The following is a 16,197-nucleotide window of genomic DNA, read 5'->3' as shown; positions in this document are numbered from 1 at the left end:
GTTAGCCCGCCTTTTGGCCGGCTGTTGAAATATCCCAGTCCGGATCGACCTTGCCCAGTCCGGCAACGACCCGGTCACGCCCGTCGGCTTTCGCCTGGTAGAGCGAACGATCCGCCGCATTGACGATTTCGACCCATGAGGCGCCGAGATCGGGAAAGGCGGAAACGCCGAAAGAGGCCGTGATGGTGCCTAAAGTGCGGCCACGATGCGTCAGATGCAGCTGCTTGATCGCCTTGCGCAGCGCCTCGGCGCGCTCGGCCGCGTCGGCGAGCGATGTCCCCGGCATCATCAGCGCGAACTCCTCGCCGCCGTAGCGCGATACCACATCGCTTTCCCGGGCGTGATCGAGCAGCGTGCTGGCGACCTGCTTGAGCACGAGATCGCCGGCCTCGTGACCGAACGTGTCGTTGAACTGCTTGAAATGGTCGACATCGAGCATGACCATCGCCATCGGCTGCCCTGAACGCTCCATGCGCCGCAGCTCGCGACTGCTGGTTTCTTCGAGATAGCGGCGATTGTAGAGGCCGGTATTGGGGTCCCGGATCGATTGCTGGCGCAGCGTTTCGCGCAGGCGCAGATTGGCCAGCGCCAGTGCCAGCGTGTCGACGACGCCGCGCAACACTTGCTGCTGCTCCACGAGCCAGTCCGGACTGTCGGCGGCAGCTGGTTCGCACAGATGCACGATGCCAAGCGTCTCGCCCTGTGCCGCCAACGGCATGCAGACATAGCCACGGCCGCCATTTTCGACGATGTGGTTGCAGCGCGGCGTGAGCATGCCGGGACCCGCGACATGCTGCTGGCCACGGCGCAGCGCCCAGCAATCCTCGGGCGAGAATTGTCCGACACTTGAACGGATGTCGCCCCAATGCGCCATCTCCTCGACCAGGTTGCGCGAGGCGCTGGTCAGATGCACGGTGCCGCTCAGGCCGCCGAAAAAGTCCGGCATCGCCGAGCCGACGACGGAAAACGCCTCCTGGAAGGTGACGCATGCCTGCAGCAGCTCGCCAAGCTTCACCAGGCGGTTGGTGGCCTGCGAGGTCTCTTTAAGCTCACGATTGAGCACCGCCAGTTCTTCGGCGCGGTCGCTCACCGCCCGTTCGGCGCTGCGCAGTTCGCTGATGTCGCTCAGCGTCAGCACGATGCCGCCGCCGGCGCGGTTGAGCGGGTTGCAGCTTGCGACCACCGGCATCTGCGATGCGTCGGGCTTTACCAGTCGCACCTCCGCCTGATGCCGACGGCCGGTGGCGAGCGCCAGCTCGACCGGGGACGCGCCCTGCGCCAGCCGGTCTCCCGATGGTCCGCGCATCTCCAGCACCGAGCGCCAGTCGTGCCCTTCGATCTTGCTGGCATGCCGCCCGGCAATGTCGGCGGCGGCCGGATTGACCGATACGATCCGCCCCTCGCCGTCGATGACGACGATTCCCTCGGCCACCGTGTGCACGATATCCTCGATATAGGCCTTCTGGTCGACGAGTTGCCGGCGCGACGATTCGAGCTCCGAGGCCATGTTGTCGAAGCCTCGCGCCAACTTCCCGAACTCGTCCTTGGAGACGCGGCCGATCCGCGCGCCTGCCTCGCCGCGCGCCAGCGCTTCGATGCCTTTGTTGAGACCCGAAAGGCCGGCGCCAAAACGGCTGAGCAGCAGGAAAGCGGAGAGTGTGGCAATGAGCATGGCGGCTGCTGTGGAGAGGCCGACGACCCACAGCATTGTGTTGGTGCGATTCTGAGCCGCGCGCAGCAGCGGTGTATACTCGAACAGCACGGCCCCGACGACGTTGCCGGGCGCGGCCACGATCGGCACCGCAACCAGATCGATCGCCTCGGATACATCCTTGCTGTCTTCGACGAAGTCGCGCGGCTGGCCGTCGTCAAGCGTGCGGCCGAGTTCATTGCCGCTGTCGTGGTCGAACGGCTTGCCGAGATTTTGTTCCTCACCCGGGATATCGGCCACGATGATCTTGCCGCGATCGACGACGACAAGATCGCGTTTTGAAAGGCGATGCTGCGCGGTCACGAAGTCACGCAGCGCCTCGGGCCTATCGAACAGCGGGCGTGGCGCATCGGAGGCCTTGAAGGCGATTGTCTCGGCAAGCTGCTGCCCCACGCTTGTCGCTTCGGCAAGCGCAGCGGACTTGGTCAACGACATCTGCGAAAATATCGCGATGACGCCCACCAGCCCGATCAGGGTCGCGGCGCTCAGCAGAGTGGCAATGATCTGGGTTCTGATCCGCACCAGGTCGTCCCGATACTCGGACCGGCAATGTACATGCCAAATCCCGATCACGCCCGCGAAATCGCCAATCCAGTAAATTTGATGTTAAAAACCGCACAGCTGAGCCAACGGCTCAACCCGGGCGCGCGACGCAGGTCCACAGGCCGGGATAGTCGAGAACGAAGCCGGCCGGAGAGACTTCCAGGACGGCATCGTAGCCGAACATCGGCGCCGCGTAGCCATAGCGGCTCTCGTCAAGCCGCCTGTAGCTCTGCTCCAGACGCGAAAGCCTGAGCTCGGGAAAGGCGAGATAAGCCGCGGGCGCTGGCGTCGCCATGTCGACGCCAAGATCGAAGCGGCGGATCGGCAGGAGGTTCGTTGCCGGCGTGAAACCGAGATCGATGTCTATGAGGCCGGCAGCCTCCGCCTGGCTTGCGCCGTTCAGCAGCCACTGGCCGTCGGCAAGCCGCTCAATCCGGTAGTGCCACTCCCGCGCGCCGCAAAAACCGTCGACCCGTGCACTGCGCGTGCGCCAGCCGGAGTCGCAATCCACCTCGTAGGCAAGGCTGCACGGGCCGCTTTCATGCGCAAAAAGCGCGTGGCCTTTAAGGATCAGCCCGCCCGCCGTCTCGGCAAGTCGGCAAGCGTCGTGACCCTCCAGATCGAGCCGTTTCCAGAACATCGAAGCCAGAATTCGCATCTGCCACCTCTCGTCTCAGCCCGCGCCAAGCTCTGGTTCATGCCAGCTTTTCGTTCGCCCACGCGATTTGTTTCGGCCGCGAAGCGATCGAGCTGCCAGATGCTGACAGAACGAGGCCCGCACCCTCCCACTCCGCTCAGATGGCTAGCGCTCGTGGCAGCAGCCGAAAAACCTGCCTTGACTTTCTCAGCCCAGGACCCGACTTGCTAGCGTTCCCCGACTTCTTCGAGGAGGCCCGCCTATGCCAGAACCCCGCCGATCGACCATCGATGCCGGAGAAGTCGAACGCTTCTCCGCCCTTGCCGCCGAATGGTGGAACCCGAACGGCAAGTTCCGTCCGCTGCACAAGTTCAATCCGGTGCGGCTTGCCTATATCCGCGACCAGGTGGCGGCGCGCTTCGGCCGCGATCCGCGCGCCGCGCGGCCCTTCGAGGGCCTGCGCTTCCTCGATATCGGCTGCGGCGGCGGGCTTTTGTGCGAGCCGATGGCCAGGCTTGGCGCCGATGTCGTCGGCGCCGACGCTTCCGCCACCAACATAGAGGTCGCCAGGCTGCATGCGGCGGAGGCCGGCGTCAGCGTCGACTATCGCGCCACCACGGCCGAGGCGCTGGCGGAGGCCGGCGAAACCTTCGATGTCATCCTCAACATGGAAGTGGTCGAGCATGTCGCCGATGTCGACCTGTTCGTCGCCAAATGCGGCCAGATGGTCCGCCCGGGCGGCATCATGTTCGTCGCCACCATCAACCGTACGCTGAAAGCGCTCGGCCTCGCCATTATCGGCGCCGAATATGTTCTGCGCTGGCTGCCGCGCGGCACGCATCAGTTCGGCAAGCTGGTGCGGCCGGAGGAACTGGCAAAGGCGCTGGGTGCCGCCGGCCTCACGGTGATCGACCGCACCGGCGTCATCTATCATCCACTGGCCGACCGCTGGCAGAGGTCCAGGGACATGGACGTCAACTACATGGTGCTGGCGGAGAAAGCTTCGGTCTGAGTTGTGCAGCCGGGGCCGCTCATCTCACGCCTCTAGTGGCCGATAGCCACCGCGCCAGTAGATCAGCGCCTGGCCGGCGTCCTGGGTCCTGACCGCTTCGACCGAGCCGATGACGATCGAATGGGTGCCGCGGTCGATCATCTCGTCGAGGCTGCAATCGAAAGCGGCCACCGCGTCGGTAAGCAGCGATGCGCCGGTCTTCAGCGTCGTCCATTCGGCGCCCTCGTAGCGATCCTTGCCCTTGATGCCGCCGAAGCCGGAAAAGCGCTCGGCGACCCGTTGATGCTGGGGGCCGAGTGAGTTGACGCCGAAATGCCGGTAACGCTCGATGATCGGCCAGGTCGACGACGAGCGGTTGACGCAGGCGATCACCTTCGGCGGCTCCGCAGACAGCGACACCACGGAAATGACGACGAGGCCTGTGCGGTCGTCACCGACGCCTGCGGTGATGACGCTCACATTGCCGACGATGAGCCGCATCGCGGCGCGGAAGTCTGCTACGCTGACCTGGCCTTCTGCCGTGGGCATTGCCACCTCCTTTTTCCTAAGCTGCCGACTGCATGGCGGCCGGCGCGATGCGAACGCCTCTTTCTTCGAGAATAGGCAGGACCGTGTCGCGGAAATAGGGGAATTCCTCGACATAATCGACGAAGGACAAGGTCGAGCCGCGGAAGCCGGCTTCGTGCAGCGCAGTGATGCCGTCGGCCACCTGCTCGGGCGTGCCAGTGAGCGGGAAGCCGCCATGGCCCGCCGCCATGCGGTCGCGGATGAGCGCCAGAAGGTCGTGCGGGAAGGATTGCGCGTGGGCGAATTGCAGCCGCACCAGATTGTCGACGGCCGCCCAATCGGCGTTGGCGCGGCCGAAATGTTCGAGATAGTCCCTGGCTTCCCTTTCCGTCGGCCGGCAGACGACATGGGCGAAGGTCAGCACATCGACTTTTCTGCCAGCCGCATTGGCCTGCTCCTTCAGCGCCACGATCTCATCCTTTGAGCGCGAGAGGTCGATGGCCGGCGTGAATAGGAAATCGGCATTGCGGACGGCAAATTTGCGCCCCTCTTCCGAACCCGCCGCGTTGAGGATCGGCAGCGGTGACGACGGACGCGGATCGCCGAGCACGTTCTTGAGCTTGAACCAAGCGCCGTCCCAGTCGAAGGCTTCCGTACGGCTCCATAAGGCGCGCACGATATCGAACCACTCCTGCGCATAACCGTAGCGCGTGGTGTGGTCGTCGGGCAGCGTGAGCCCAAGCGCCTCATATTCCGGCTTGTTCCAGCCGGCGACGACGTTGAGGCCGATGCGGCCGCGGCTGATCTGGTCGATGGTCGCCAGTTGCTTGGCCACGACCACCGGATGATTGGCCGCCGTGTGGGTGGTGGAGAAGACGGTGATGTTGCGGGTGAGCGCGAGCAGCCCCGCCGCCCAGGTGATTGTCTCCAGCACATTGCCGTGGAAGTTGGTCTCCCCGCCATAGCCGATCCAGCGGGCGATCGGCAGCATGAAGTCGATGCCGGCATCGTCGAGCAGACGGGCAAGGCGCAGATTGTTGTCCCAGGAATTGTCCCAGCGTTCGGCGACCTTGGTGACGGTCATGCCGCCGGAGCAGTTGGACGCGAAGGTGCCGAGAAGGAAAGGCTGCGTGCCGGGCGCGGACTTGTCGAGCATGCTCATGACGATGTTCTCCTCCGTTTTTCGCTATAATTTATGATAGAAAGTCTATCATAAATTCATATAGACGCAATCGCACGGATCGGCGCATCCTTGTGGTGAGGGAGAGGCAGATGAACGAGCGGCGCAAATCTTTGGAAACACAGGACAAGTTGCTGGATCGCGGCTGGCATCTGGCGCGCACGCCGCTGGAAATCGATGTCACCGAGGTCGAATACGCCCTGATGCGCTCATACGAAGCGTTCGGCCACTGGCAGGCAGAGTGCCTCGCCACCGTGATCGAGTTTTCCGCCAGCGGTCCGGAAAACGCGCTGCTCCACATCATCAGGATGAACGACCGGCCGAAAAGCGTCCGCGATCTCGCCCAGATGACCAATCGCGACGACATTCCCAACATCCAGTACAGCCTGCGCAAGCTCTTGAAGGGCGGGCTGATCACGCGCACCGGCAGCGGCAGGGCCGGCGTGACTTATGAGGTGACGCCGCTGGGCTACCGGGTGACGGAACGCTACGCCGATATCCGTTCGGTCCTGCTCATCGAAGCGGTGAAGCGCATTCCCGAGATGGCCGAAAAGCTCGAGGACGTCGCGCGCACGTTGGAGCTGATGACGGGCATCTACGAGCAGGCGGCGCGTGCCGCCGCCACCCATCGCCGCCGCCACCCGCAACCGGAACCCGCCGGCAAGGAGGATTAGCTACGGGACGACGCCGGCTCGATCCGAACCGGCGCCGGCGCGCCGTTCTGGCTTTGCGCCTTGGTCGTGATGAAGACGCCGGCCGTGATGATGGCGGCGCCCAGCCAGGTCAGAAGCTGGTAGTGCTCGCCGAGGAAGATCGTGCCGGCGAACAGACCGACGGCCGCCGCCACATAGCCGATCTGGCTGAGATAGACCGGGCCGCCGACCGCCTGCAGGCGGAAGAAGAAGGCGAACATCGCCGAGGCCGACGCAACCTGGCCCGCGACCACCAGCGGCACGCCGCCGAGCGGAACGAAGGCTTGCCAGCCGAATAGCGCCAGGATGCCAAGGAGAAGCAGCGCGGCCGACGCCAGATGGCTACCGACGGCAAGCTCTATCGGGCCGGTGCCGTCCGGCCAGTCGACGGTGCGGTAGATGTTGCCGGCGGCCAGGCTGACCGGAATGAGCAGCCCGATCGCCACCCAGAAATAATCGGCCGGCTGCCCGGCCTCGCCGCGCGTCAGCGCGACCATCACCGCGCCGACGAAGCCGACGGCAATGCCGAGGACGCCGAGCAGATTGGGGCGCCTGACGCCGAGCAGGATCGAGAACACCAGCGTGACGACCGGCGACAGCGTGAACATGATGCCGGTGTAGCCGGCGCCGAGATGCGGAATGGCCGAGAACATCAAAAGATTGGGAAAGGCATAGGAAATCGCGGCGGTGATGAAGAAATAGCGCAGCTTGTGCGGCGTCAGCCGCATGCGCTCGCCGCGCAGCAGAAGCGCCAGAAGCAGCACACCACCGGCGCCCAGCGAAATGACGAACGCCCAGACCATGGCCGGCACGCCGGCGGCGGTGGCGAGCTTGCCGAACGGCAGCGTCATGCCGAGCAGCCCGCCTGTCACTACAAGAAGGCCAATCGCCGAATCCCAGAGAAATCTCATCGGTCTGTCCTCCACGCCTACCTCCTTCACATCCATCTTGGCCACCGCCTGATCTTCAGGTAAGATAGCATAAAGATTCTTAATATCAAGATACTTTTCGGTGAGACATATGGATCGCGCGACAAGGGCCATCGGGCAGTGGCAAAAAGAACGGCCGGATCTCGACGTATCGCCGATGGGGGTGATCGGGCGGCTGAACGAGGCCTCGTCGCTGATTGCGCGTGACCGCCTCGCGCCGGTTTTCGCCCGCTTCGGGCTGCAATCCGGCGAATTCGATGTTCTGGCCACGTTGCGCCGGTCGGGCACACCCTACGCGCTGACGCCGACCGAGCTCTATGAGGCGACGATGGTCACGTCGGGCGCCATGACCGCCCGCCTCGACCGCCTGGAGAAGGCAGGTCTGACCCGGCGCGCGCCACACCCAAGCGACCGGCGTGGCGTTGTCGTCGAGCTCACCGTGAAAGGCCGCGAGCTCATCGACGAGGCGCTCAGCGCCCACGTCGCCAACGAGCATGAAATCCTCGCCGGCTTGACGCGCGAGGATCGGGAGACGCTGGCAAAATTGTTGGAAAAGCTGATCGTGAGTCTGAGTTAGCTTCAGCTTAGTTCCGGTCGTCTGGAAAGCTCGGGATCGGCATGAACTCGACACCGTCCTCGATGAGGCTTTGCGCCTCTTCCCGCGTCGCCTCGCCATAGATGCCACGCGGATCGGTCTCGCCGAAATGGATTTTGCGCGCTTCCTCGGCGAACTTGTCGCCGACATAGTCGGCGTTCTCGCGCACCTTCTCGGCCAGCGCCTTCAGCTGAGCCAGCGCCTGCTTTTGCGCCTCGCCCATGGCGAGCGCCACCTTTTCCTGCTTGCGTGAGGTCGAGACGGCCGGCGCCATCAGCGCCTTCTCTATCTTGTGCGAGCCGCAGCTCGGGCAATCGACGAAACCGCGCTTCTTCTGGGTATCGAAGTCGTCATTGCTGCGGAACCAGGCCTCGAATTCGTGCTCGTGTTCGCAGATCAGGGAAAAGCGGATCAAGAGGCAGCACCCCTGAGGCGCGGCGCCTCGCTTGTCACGGCGTTGACGGAGAAATCCCGCGCGTTCTTCAGATTGGGGACCTTGCGGCGCGCGGCAGAGGACTGCGCCGGATCGATCTCGGCGACGATCACCCCGGGTTCGTTATGGGCGGCCTCGGCGATGATCCGCCCCCATGGGTCGATGATCAGCGAATGGCCATAGGTCTCGCGCCCGTCCTCATGCAGGCCGCCCTGCGCGGCGGCGACCACATAGGCGCCGTTTTCGATGGCGCGTGCACGCAGCAGAACATGCCAATGCGCCTCGCCGGTCTGGCGCGTGAAGGCGGCGGGAACGGTCAGCACCTCGGCCCCGGCCATCGCCTCGGCGCGGAACAGCTGCGGGAAGCGCAGGTCGTAGCAAACGGCAAAGCCCAGCTTCGTCCCGTCGATGTCGGTCACCATCGCTTCCGTTCCCGGCTCGTAGGACGCGGATTCACGCCAGCTCTCGCCATTGTCGAGGTCGACATCGAACATGTGGATCTTGTCATAGCCGGCGATCAGGGCGCCGTCCGGCGAAAACAGGAACGCGCGGTTGGCCAGCTTGCCGTCGGCGCGCAGGATCGCGGTCGAGCCGACATGCAGATAAATGCCGAGCTCCTTCGCCAGTCTGCGCGCGGTCGCGGCGACCACGTCCCTGTCCTCGGTGGTAAAGGCGGCCGCCCCCGCCTGCTTGTCGCGGATCAGCGCGCCGGTCATTTCCGGCGTCTGGACATAGGTGGCGCCCTGGCCAGCGGCCTGCCGGACCAGTACCTCCATGTCGGCGGCGTTGCGCTCCGGGCTTGTGCCCGAACGCATCTGCACGGCGGCGGCCTTGAAACTACCCATGATCATCTCCCGTTGGCGAGCAGAGTGTCCAGCCGGCCCTGCGACTCCAGCTCGTGGAGGTCGTCGCAGCCGCCGACATGCGTGTCGCCGATGAAAATCTGCGGAAAGGTCGCTCGCCCATGCGCCTTGGAAATCATTTCCTGGCGCAGTTCCGGCGAGAACGAGGCGTCGTGCTCCTTATAGGCCACGCCCTTGCGGTCGAGCAGCCGCTTGGCAGCGCTGCAGTAGCCGCACATCATGCGGGTATAGATCGTCACATCAGCCATTGGCCGGCAATCCTCACGCATGCCGTCCAATGGGTACGAAAACGACATGCAGCAAAACAACAACTCAAACCTATATAGTCGCGGACTCATCGGGCCGAAAGTCCCCAGGCAGGACGCGGGCGAAAGTGAGGATGTCGACCGCTCCGGCGCCACCCCTCTTGAGCGCCTTGGCGACCGCTCTTACCGTGGCGCCGGTGGTGTAGACGTCGTCGACGACCAACACCCGGCGGCCCGAAATCTCGATTTCGGCGTCCGGCGGCACGCGAAAGGCGGCGCGCACATTCTCCTCGCGCTCATGCCGTTCGAGCCCGACCTGCTGGCGCGTCAGCTTCACGCGCCGGACCGCGGCTGGCGAGAATGGCAGCCCGCTGAGCTTTGAAACGGCCCGCCCGAGTTCCGCCGACTGGTTGAACTGGCGCCGGAAGAAGCGCCGCCAGTGCAACGGCACCGGCACGACCAGATCGGCCTCCGCGATCAATTCCGCCCCGGCGCGGATCATCCAGTTGGCCATCCAGGGCGCGAGGTCGGTGCGGTCCTGATATTTCAGCCCCTGCACCATCTGACGCGCGACGCCCGAATAGACGACAGCGGCGCGCGCCCGCTCGAAGGGCGGCGGATCGGCGATCGCCTCCGCCGAAAGAAATCCCTCGCCCATGTCATGGGAGAAGGGCGTGCCCATCACCGGGCACCAGGGCTTTTCCAACAGCCTCAGCTTCGGCCAGCAGGCGCCGCACAACACGCCAGGCTGCGACACATGGCGACGGCAGCCGGCGCAAACCGGCGGAAACAACAGGCGCGCCGGCCAGGCCAGTGCCTGCCGGGTCATATCCTGAACCGCGCTGGTCTTGATCTTGCGCACCGGATCGGCCACGTGATTGGAACCCCGCGCCACCTTAACATCACTCCGGCACGTGCGGACAACAGGAAGCTTTTCATTGCAGCCCTTGATCGACACTGAGCTCTGGCTCGCGCACAAGCGCCGGGCTCTCGCCCGCCCCGTCGAAGGCGCCGATTTCCTGATGCGGCGAGCGGCGGAAGATCTTGCCGACCGGCTGGATGCGGTGGAGCGCCGCTTCAGCAAGGCGGCCGCGCTGTTTTGCCAGACATCGGCGGCGGCCGATGTGCTCGCCGGCAGCGGCAAAGCCGGCGAAATAGCGCGCGTCGAGATCGACGAAGCGCTTCTGGCCGGCCCCGGCCTGGTGGCGCCGCCGGAGACCGTGCCATTCGAGGAAGGCAGCCTCGATCTCGTCGTCTCCCTTCTCTCGCTGCACGCGATGAACGACATTCCGGGCCTGCTCGCGCAAATCCGCCGGGTGCTGAAACCGGACGGGCTGTTCCTCGGCGCTCTCGCCGGCGCCGGCACATTAGCGGAATTGCGCGAAAGCATGCTTGCGGCAGAGACGGAGCTTTACGGAGGCGCAAGCCCGCGCATTCTTCCTTTCACCGACGTGCGCGACGCCGGTGCGCTGCTGCAGCGCGCCGGTCTGGCATTGCCCGTCGCCGATGTCGAAACGGTCACGGTGCGCTACGATACGCTGTTCGATCTCGCCGCCGATCTGCGCGCCATGGGTGAAACCAGCGCGCTCATCGATCGCAGCAGGCGGCCAGGAAGCAGACGCTTGTTTGCCCGCGCCGCCGAAATCTACGCAGAACGGTTCTCGGACCCGGACGGCCGTATCCGCGCAAGCTTTTCGATCGTGTGGATGTCCGGCTGGGCGCCCGACGCCTCGCAGCAGAAGCCGCTCAAGCCCGGATCGGCCAAGGTCTCGCTGAAGGCGATCCTGGAGAACCCGCCGAAGAGTTGACGGCTGCGCCCTTGAATACCTGACCGGCGTCGTCAGCGGGCGAAGGCGTTGACCAGCCTGCTGTTGTTGTCGCTGAACAGCCACTGGAGCGCATCCGCGGCCTTGCCGACGCCGCCAATGATTACAAGCGACAGCACGGTAAGGATCAGGCCATATTCAATAGCCGTAGCGCCCGTTTCATCTTCAATGAATTGCTGCAGCAGGTTTTTCATGGTCATCGATCCCTCATGCAGGAATTCTAATGTCCTACCCGTTAAGAAAGGTTAACGGGAAAGGCTTAACGGCGAGTGAAACGCCGCTATCCCAGAAAATCGTTAACCACGTCAGCACTCGCCGCTGCGGCTGCCGTTATTGCGGATGACGCAGATTGAACTGGGAAACGGCTGCAGCACGCTGCGGCGCACCGTATATGTATTGGTGCGATGGCCGATCGATCCGGTCGCTGTCATGTCGAGCCCGCCGGCGAAGCCGTCGCGGGCGCTCTGCGACCGGGTCTGGTTGTCCAGGAAAGGCGTTGCGATCAGCGCCAGCGCCACCGCGGCCGAACCGAAGAGAAGCGTGACCCGCAGGATGCCCATGCCCGCGTCCACCGCGCGAAAGCCTCGGTCGGGCCGGATCGAGTCCCAGTCTCTTTCAAGGCTCATGCCGTGTTTCCCAGTCGAATCGACGATATCGCCGCGCGAAACGGCTTCGCGCAATTTTTCATGTCGAGATAAATCTTCCATTAACGCTGGCTAAAGCAGCTCCAGGAAAAAGTGTGAAACATCGCCGTCCCCGGGAAACGGTGAACTGTCGCAAACGCAGGCCGCGAAATTACAAAAGGTCGATGAGGAACTGGATCAGCGGCGCGTCGGCCGGCGGCATCGGATAGTCGCGCATCTGCCGCGGCCTGACCCATTTGAGCCCTTGCCCTTCCCTCGGCTGCGCGATGCCACGGAACCGCCGGCAGACATAAAGCGGCATCAAGAGATGGAAATCGTCATAGGAGTGGCTGGCGAAGGTGAGCGGCGCCAGGCACGGAATCTCCGTCTCTATGCCGAGTTCCTCATGTAGCTCGCGGACCAGGCACTCCTCCGGCGTCTCGCCGGGCTCGACCTTGCCGCCTGGAAACTCCCAAAGGCCGGCCAGCTGCTTTCCCTGCGGGCGCTGCGCCAGAAGCACGCGCCGGTCGGTATCGACCAGCGCGCAGGCGGCGACCAGCAGCAGGCGCTTTCCGGCTGGCCTGACCTCGCTCATGCGCCCGGCGGCCGTCGATAATGGTAGCGATAGACTTCCTCGAAGCCGAGCGACCGGTAGAGCGAGAGCGCCGGCACGTTGCTGGCCTCGACCTGCAGCCAGGCCTCGCGCGCGCCGCGCAACCGGGCCCATTTCAGCGCCGACAGGATGAGATTGCGGCCATGGCCTTTCTTGCGCGCCGATTTTTCGGTGGCGACCTCGAACAGCCCGGCAAGATCGCCGTCATGAACGCAGATCAGCGTCGCCAATGGCTCGTTGCCGTCCTCGAGCGCGAACAGCCCCGCTTCCGGCTGGATGGCGCCGATGACCTCGGACAGGCCGGGCCGAAGCGCGGCATCCGAGCCGCCCGTCCTGAGCGAAGCGCCGATGAAGCGGCTGATGTCCTTGAGCGGAATCTGGTCCATGGCCGCGCCGAGCTCGACCTCTTTCAACGGCAGCCGCATGACCAGGGATTCGTCGAACCTGTTCCAGCCGTTCTTGTCGAGATGCGTCGACAGCACCTGCCCCGACAGCGGCGACATGCGAAAGGTCAGCGGCCGGCCATAGGCATCGAAGCGCCTTGCGGCGCGACCGATGCGTTCTTCGATGGCGTGCGTGTCGCCAGGATCGAGCGGATTGACCGAGTTCAGGCGCTTGGCGGGGTGCCCGGCCGTGAGCCGCACCACCCAGGTCCCGTCATAATGGACGGCCGCCGCCGGCCAGGCGCGGAAGCCGGCCGCCTCGTAGCGGCGCACGACCGCAAGCACACTCGTCGGATGCCTGGACACCGGCACCATCAGCTCCGGTAATCGCCATTGATGGCGACATATTCCTTGGTGAGGTCGCAGGTCCACACCGTCGCCTTGCCGCGGCCGATGCCAAGATCCGCGCGGATGCTGATATCGTCGCGCTTCATGTAGGCCGAGGTCGCTTCCTCCGAATATCCAGGATCGCGCTCGCCCTCATGCGCGAGCCGATTGTCGCCGAACCAGATCGACAACCGGTCGCGGTCGGCCGGCTCGCCGGCTTTGCCTACCGCCATGACAACGCGGCCCCAATTGGCGTCCTCGCCCGCCACTGCCGTCTTGACCAGCGGCGAATTGGCGATCGAGAGCGCAACGCGCTTGGCCGAGCGCGCCGATTTGGCGCCGGTCACGGTGACCTCGACCTGCTTGCGCGCGCCCTCGCCGTCGCGCACCACCTGCAGCGCCAGTGACTTCAGCACCTTGCCGAGCGCCCGGCGGAATGCGCCGAGCCGCACATCCTTGGCATCGCTGATCGCCGGCGCGCCGCGCGCAGCGGCCTTGCCGGTGGCGAAGAAAAGCAGCGTGTCGCTGGTCGAGGTATCGCTGTCGACGGTCACGGCATTGAAGGTCTTGGCCGTGCCGCGCGACAACAGGTCCTGCAGCACGGGTGCCGCGATCGGCGCGTCGGTCGCGATGAAGGAGAGCATCGTCGCCATGTCGGGCGCGATCATGCCTGCGCCCTTGGCGACGCCGTTGATTGTGACGTCGGTGTCGCCGAGCTTGACCGTCGCCGACGCGACCTTCGGATAGGTGTCGGTGGTCATGATGGCCTTGGCCGCCTCGGTCCACAGGTCCGGCTTGCCGTCCTTGACCAGCCCGGCGAGCAGATGGCTGAATTTGGTGGCGTCGAGCGGTTCGCCGATGACGCCGGTCGAGGCCAGGAACACCTCGCTCTCGGAGCACCCGGCGGCCTTGGCCGCCGCCTCGCCGGTCAGCGCGGTCGAAGCCTTGCCCTTCTTGCCGGTGAAGGCGTTGGCATTGCCGGAGTTGACCACCAGGACGCGCGCCTTGCCCGCAGGCAGGTTCTGGCGGCAAAAGTCGACCGGCGCCGAGGGGCATTTCGATCTGGTGAACACGCCGGCAACGGCCGTGCCCGGATCGAAGACCATGGCGAGCAGATCGGTACGATTCCGGTATTTGATACCGGCTTCGGCGGTCGCGATGCGGACACCCTCGATGACCGGCATCTTCGGGTATTTCTTCGGTGCGAGCGGCGAAATCGTAGCGGACATCGTGACCCCGGAGCGGCAATGAAGCGAAAGGAAGGCCGGTTTGCCCGATAGCGCGCCCCGGCGCAAGGGCGTTCTGGCCGCGCCTCACCGGCCGGACCGACCACCTGGCAACCCAAAACGGATCGTTTTGTTTCAGTCGCGAAGCCAATATGATCGACGACAGATTCACCGGCTAAGGAAGACCCTGATGGGCGAGGCCGCAGCGCGCGGGCGTAAATCGATCGGCGCCAGGCGCAATCCCGAGAGCGCCGACGCCATCATCGAGGCCGCCGAGACGGTGCTGCGCGAGGCCGGCTATGCCGGCTTCTCGATCGAGGCCGTCGCCCGGCGGGCGCGGGCGGGAAAGCCGACCATCTATCGCTGGTGGCCGAACAAGGCGGCGCTGCTGATCGAGGTCTACCAGCGGCAGAAGCGCGTCGAGACGCCCGACACCGGAAACATCGAGGATGATCTCGCCGGCTTCCTCGAGAACCTGTTCGCGCATTGGCGCGACACCCCGTCCGGCAACATCTTCCGCTCGCTGATCGCCGAGGCGCAGTCGGACGAGACAGCCGCGGCTGCACTTGCCGAGTATTCAAAAGGCCGCCGCACCCATACCGGCCGGATGATCGAGCGCGCCAAGGCGCGAGGCGAGGTAGCGGCCGATGTCGATGCCGGGATCGTCGCCGACCTGATCGCTTCCTTCGCCTGGCGGCATCTGCTGACCAAACGGCTCGACGAGGACGAGGCGGCGATCCACGCCGCCGTAAGGTACATCACGCGAGGAATAATGACCGCCTGACCCTTCAAAAGCGAAAGGGCGCCCGAAGACGCCCTTTGCCGGATTACCCTGCCGGTAGCGGATTACTTGCCGGCTTCCAGCGCGTCGATGTCCTTCTTGAGCTTCTCGTCCGGGATCTCGACCTTGGCGGCGGCGCGCAGATCCTTGACCATGGCGAAATACTTGTCGCGGATCACCGCCTGCTTGGCCTGGTCCTTGACGTCGTCGAATGCCGGCGGCTGCTTGGCGCGCTTGTCCTCGAGCTTGATGACGTGCCAGCCGAACTGCGACTGCACCGGCTCCTTCGAATATTTGCCGACGTCGAGCGCAAAGGCTGCCTTGTCGAATTCCGGCACCATCTGTCCCGGGCCGAACCAGCCGAGGTCGCCGCCATTGGTCTTGCCGCTCGGATCGCTGGTGTGCTCGTTGGCGAGCTTCTGGAAGTCGGCGCCGCCGTCGAGCTGCTTGATGATCGCCTCGGCCTCTTCCTTCGTCTTCACGAGGATGTGACGGGCGTGGATTTCATTGACCGGCGGCGTGTTGGCGATTTCCTGGTCGTAGCGGGCGCGCACGTCGGCGTCCGTCACCTTGTCGACGACTTCCTTCTCGACGACCTCGCCATGCAGCGCGCGCGACTGCAGGAAAGCCATGCGGCGCTGGAAATCCGGATCCTTGTCGAGGCCCGCATCGACCGCCTTCTTGGCCATGACGCGGATTTCGATCGCCGCCGAAAGAGCCGCGGCACGACGCTGTTCCGGCGGCATTTGCGCGAACTGCTGCGAAAGTTCGCCTTCGGCGAGTTGCAGGTCGGCCTCGGTCAGCTTCTCGCCATTGACGGTGGCAACCACGGCATTGGGATCAACCGGCGCGGCGGGAGCAGTTGCAGGCGCCGTGGCGTCCGGCTGGGCGGGCTTGGTCTCCTGCGCCATCAGCGGCGACAGGCAAAGAGCCGAGAACCCGAAGGCCAGACCGAGGCTGGCGAGCGAGGCGCGGCGGAACGACAGGGACATCAAGATAAACTCCAATGGG

At 64.8% G+C, this 16,197-nt stretch carries 20 protein-coding genes; 5 read left to right on the top strand and 15 right to left on the bottom strand.

The genetic code is table 11. The features are described from left to right. Nucleotide 1: 1 nt before the first annotated feature. Together AC0L2L_RS27510 and AC0L2L_RS27505 are read right to left on the bottom strand one after the other, a co-directional pair. Complete coding sequence (locus AC0L2L_RS27510) at nucleotides 2–2,233, bottom strand: diguanylate cyclase (RefSeq protein WP_473582923.1); 2,232 nt, start codon at nucleotides 2,231–2,233, stop codon at nucleotides 2–4. A 112-nt stretch (nucleotides 2,234–2,345) separates the two neighbouring features. Next, nucleotides 2,346–2,912, bottom strand: a complete 567-nt coding sequence (locus AC0L2L_RS27505; RefSeq protein WP_473582921.1) for a putative glycolipid-binding domain-containing protein — start codon at nucleotides 2,910–2,912, stop codon at nucleotides 2,346–2,348. A gap of 241 nt (nucleotides 2,913–3,153) precedes the next feature. Here AC0L2L_RS27505 and ubiG point away from each other — a divergent pair, with 241 nt between their 5' ends. Continuing rightward, nucleotides 3,154–3,903 carry a bifunctional 2-polyprenyl-6-hydroxyphenol methylase/3-demethylubiquinol 3-O-methyltransferase UbiG gene (ubiG, locus tag AC0L2L_RS27500; RefSeq protein WP_473582919.1) on the top strand — a complete coding sequence of 250 codons (750 nt, stop codon included), beginning with the start codon at nucleotides 3,154–3,156 and terminating at the stop codon, nucleotides 3,901–3,903. 24 nt (nucleotides 3,904–3,927) lie between these two features. Here ubiG and AC0L2L_RS27495 read toward each other — a convergent pair whose 3' ends face one another. Both AC0L2L_RS27495 and AC0L2L_RS27490 read right to left on the bottom strand, forming a co-directional pair. Beyond that, complete coding sequence (locus AC0L2L_RS27495; RefSeq protein WP_473582916.1) at nucleotides 3,928–4,431, bottom strand: flavin reductase family protein; 504 nt, start codon at nucleotides 4,429–4,431, stop codon at nucleotides 3,928–3,930. 16 nt (nucleotides 4,432–4,447) lie between these two features. Beyond that, complete coding sequence (locus tag AC0L2L_RS27490) at nucleotides 4,448–5,572, bottom strand: LLM class flavin-dependent oxidoreductase (protein ID WP_473582914.1); 1,125 nt, start codon at nucleotides 5,570–5,572, stop codon at nucleotides 4,448–4,450. Nucleotides 5,573–5,682: 110 nt separating this feature from the next. Here AC0L2L_RS27490 and AC0L2L_RS27485 point away from each other — a divergent pair, with 110 nt between their 5' ends. Then, nucleotides 5,683–6,264, top strand: a complete 582-nt coding sequence (locus AC0L2L_RS27485; protein WP_473582911.1) for a winged helix DNA-binding protein — start codon at nucleotides 5,683–5,685, stop codon at nucleotides 6,262–6,264. Here the strand turns inward: AC0L2L_RS27485 and AC0L2L_RS27480 are convergent. Then, entirely contained in the window at nucleotides 6,261–7,193 is a 933-nt protein-coding gene (locus tag AC0L2L_RS27480; protein ID WP_473582909.1) for a DMT family transporter, read from the bottom strand. The genes AC0L2L_RS27485 and AC0L2L_RS27480 overlap by 4 nt on opposite strands. Before the next feature lie 109 nt (nucleotides 7,194–7,302). Between AC0L2L_RS27480 and AC0L2L_RS27475 the strand changes: the two genes are divergently transcribed. After that, entirely contained in the window at nucleotides 7,303–7,788 is a 486-nt protein-coding gene (locus AC0L2L_RS27475) for a MarR family winged helix-turn-helix transcriptional regulator (protein ID WP_473582907.1), read from the top strand. A gap of 7 nt (nucleotides 7,789–7,795) precedes the next feature. Here AC0L2L_RS27475 and AC0L2L_RS27470 read toward each other — a convergent pair whose 3' ends face one another. The 4 genes from AC0L2L_RS27470 to AC0L2L_RS27455 form a co-directional block, all read right to left on the bottom strand. Next, complete coding sequence (locus AC0L2L_RS27470; protein ID WP_473582905.1) at nucleotides 7,796–8,221, bottom strand: DUF1178 family protein; 426 nt, start codon at nucleotides 8,219–8,221, stop codon at nucleotides 7,796–7,798. Then, on the bottom strand, nucleotides 8,218–9,084 hold the full coding sequence (locus AC0L2L_RS27465; protein ID WP_473582903.1) for a carbon-nitrogen hydrolase family protein: 867 nt from the start codon (nucleotides 9,082–9,084) through the stop codon (nucleotides 8,218–8,220). Before AC0L2L_RS27465 ends, AC0L2L_RS27470 begins: the two co-directional genes overlap by 4 nt. A gap of 2 nt (nucleotides 9,085–9,086) precedes the next feature. After that, complete coding sequence (gene grxC / locus AC0L2L_RS27460) at nucleotides 9,087–9,350, bottom strand: glutaredoxin 3 (RefSeq protein ID WP_473582901.1); 264 nt, start codon at nucleotides 9,348–9,350, stop codon at nucleotides 9,087–9,089. 70 nt (nucleotides 9,351–9,420) lie between these two features. Further along, nucleotides 9,421–10,221 carry a ComF family protein gene (locus tag AC0L2L_RS27455; RefSeq protein WP_473582968.1) on the bottom strand — a complete coding sequence of 267 codons (801 nt, stop codon included), beginning with the start codon at nucleotides 10,219–10,221 and terminating at the stop codon, nucleotides 9,421–9,423. Between the two features lie 64 nt (nucleotides 10,222–10,285). Between AC0L2L_RS27455 and AC0L2L_RS27450 the strand changes: the two genes are divergently transcribed. After that, nucleotides 10,286–11,155, top strand: a complete 870-nt coding sequence (locus AC0L2L_RS27450) for a methyltransferase domain-containing protein (RefSeq protein ID WP_473582899.1) — start codon at nucleotides 10,286–10,288, stop codon at nucleotides 11,153–11,155. Between the two features lie 32 nt (nucleotides 11,156–11,187). Here the strand turns inward: AC0L2L_RS27450 and AC0L2L_RS27445 are convergent, their stop codons facing one another. The 5 genes from AC0L2L_RS27445 to argJ all read right to left on the bottom strand — a co-directional run bounded on the left by AC0L2L_RS27445 (nucleotide 11,188) and on the right by argJ (nucleotide 14,408). Then, a complete protein-coding gene (locus tag AC0L2L_RS27445; RefSeq protein ID WP_473582897.1) occupies nucleotides 11,188–11,373 on the bottom strand; it encodes a Flp family type IVb pilin in 186 nt (61 codons plus the stop codon). Nucleotides 11,374–11,478: 105 nt separating this feature from the next. Further along, nucleotides 11,479–11,799, bottom strand: coding sequence for a hypothetical protein (locus tag AC0L2L_RS27440; protein ID WP_473582895.1), 321 nt, complete (start codon nucleotides 11,797–11,799; stop codon nucleotides 11,479–11,481). Between the two features lie 169 nt (nucleotides 11,800–11,968). After that, on the bottom strand, nucleotides 11,969–12,391 hold the full coding sequence (locus tag AC0L2L_RS27435) for a (deoxy)nucleoside triphosphate pyrophosphohydrolase (RefSeq protein ID WP_473582893.1): 423 nt from the start codon (nucleotides 12,389–12,391) through the stop codon (nucleotides 11,969–11,971). Next, complete coding sequence (locus AC0L2L_RS27430; protein ID WP_473582891.1) at nucleotides 12,388–13,167, bottom strand: GNAT family N-acetyltransferase; 780 nt, start codon at nucleotides 13,165–13,167, stop codon at nucleotides 12,388–12,390. The genes AC0L2L_RS27435 and AC0L2L_RS27430 overlap by 4 nt, the downstream gene beginning before the upstream one ends. Then, the gene (gene argJ, locus AC0L2L_RS27425) at nucleotides 13,167–14,408 is read right to left on the bottom strand and encodes a bifunctional glutamate N-acetyltransferase/amino-acid acetyltransferase ArgJ (RefSeq protein ID WP_473582889.1); all 1,242 of its coding nucleotides are present in this window, start codon (nucleotides 14,406–14,408) and stop codon (nucleotides 13,167–13,169) included. Before argJ ends, AC0L2L_RS27430 begins: the two co-directional genes overlap by 1 nt. A 187-nt stretch (nucleotides 14,409–14,595) precedes the next feature. Here argJ and AC0L2L_RS27420 point away from each other — a divergent pair, with 187 nt between their 5' ends. Beyond that, nucleotides 14,596–15,189 carry a TetR/AcrR family transcriptional regulator gene (locus tag AC0L2L_RS27420; protein ID WP_473582887.1) on the top strand — a complete coding sequence of 198 codons (594 nt, stop codon included), beginning with the start codon at nucleotides 14,596–14,598 and terminating at the stop codon, nucleotides 15,187–15,189. A gap of 62 nt (nucleotides 15,190–15,251) precedes the next feature. Here AC0L2L_RS27420 and AC0L2L_RS27415 read toward each other — a convergent pair whose 3' ends face one another. After that, nucleotides 15,252–16,178, bottom strand: a complete 927-nt coding sequence (locus AC0L2L_RS27415) for a peptidylprolyl isomerase (RefSeq protein WP_473582885.1) — start codon at nucleotides 16,176–16,178, stop codon at nucleotides 15,252–15,254. Nucleotides 16,179–16,197 lie beyond the last annotated feature (19 nt).

It is taken from the genome of Mesorhizobium sp. WSM4832, assembly GCF_055811115.1.
The sequence above is the reverse complement of the archived record's forward strand: the minus strand, read 5'-3'. Positions and strand labels throughout refer to the sequence as shown.

Bases quoted from the DNA above. Each gene is read 5' to 3' on its own strand.
- AC0L2L_RS27490 (WP_473582914.1), bottom strand. From the start codon at position 5,572: ATGAGCATGCTCGACAAGTCCGCGCCCGGCACGCAGCCTTTCCTTCTC.
- AC0L2L_RS27445 (WP_473582897.1), bottom strand. From the start codon at position 11,373: ATGACCATGAAAAACCTGCTGCAGCAATTCATTGAAGATGAAACGGGC.
- grxC (WP_473582901.1), bottom strand. From the start codon at position 9,350: ATGGCTGATGTGACGATCTATACCCGCATGATGTGCGGCTACTGCAGC.
- AC0L2L_RS27480 (WP_473582909.1), bottom strand. From the start codon at position 7,193: ATGAGATTTCTCTGGGATTCGGCGATTGGCCTTCTTGTAGTGACAGGC.
- AC0L2L_RS27485 (WP_473582911.1), top strand. From the start codon at position 5,683: ATGAACGAGCGGCGCAAATCTTTGGAAACACAGGACAAGTTGCTGGAT.
- AC0L2L_RS27465 (WP_473582903.1), bottom strand. From the start codon at position 9,084: ATGGGTAGTTTCAAGGCCGCCGCCGTGCAGATGCGTTCGGGCACAAGC.
- AC0L2L_RS27505 (WP_473582921.1), bottom strand. From the start codon at position 2,912: ATGCGAATTCTGGCTTCGATGTTCTGGAAACGGCTCGATCTGGAGGGT.
- AC0L2L_RS27420 (WP_473582887.1), top strand. From the start codon at position 14,596: ATGGGCGAGGCCGCAGCGCGCGGGCGTAAATCGATCGGCGCCAGGCGC.
- AC0L2L_RS27495 (WP_473582916.1), bottom strand. From the start codon at position 4,431: ATGCCCACGGCAGAAGGCCAGGTCAGCGTAGCAGACTTCCGCGCCGCG.
- AC0L2L_RS27435 (WP_473582893.1), bottom strand. From the start codon at position 12,391: ATGAGCGAGGTCAGGCCAGCCGGAAAGCGCCTGCTGCTGGTCGCCGCC.
- AC0L2L_RS27475 (WP_473582907.1), top strand. From the start codon at position 7,303: ATGGATCGCGCGACAAGGGCCATCGGGCAGTGGCAAAAAGAACGGCCG.
- AC0L2L_RS27430 (WP_473582891.1), bottom strand. From the start codon at position 13,167: ATGGTGCCGGTGTCCAGGCATCCGACGAGTGTGCTTGCGGTCGTGCGC.
- AC0L2L_RS27440 (WP_473582895.1), bottom strand. From the start codon at position 11,799: ATGAGCCTTGAAAGAGACTGGGACTCGATCCGGCCCGACCGAGGCTTT.
- argJ (WP_473582889.1), bottom strand. From the start codon at position 14,408: ATGTCCGCTACGATTTCGCCGCTCGCACCGAAGAAATACCCGAAGATG.
- AC0L2L_RS27415 (WP_473582885.1), bottom strand. From the start codon at position 16,178: ATGTCCCTGTCGTTCCGCCGCGCCTCGCTCGCCAGCCTCGGTCTGGCC.
- ubiG (WP_473582919.1), top strand. From the start codon at position 3,154: ATGCCAGAACCCCGCCGATCGACCATCGATGCCGGAGAAGTCGAACGC.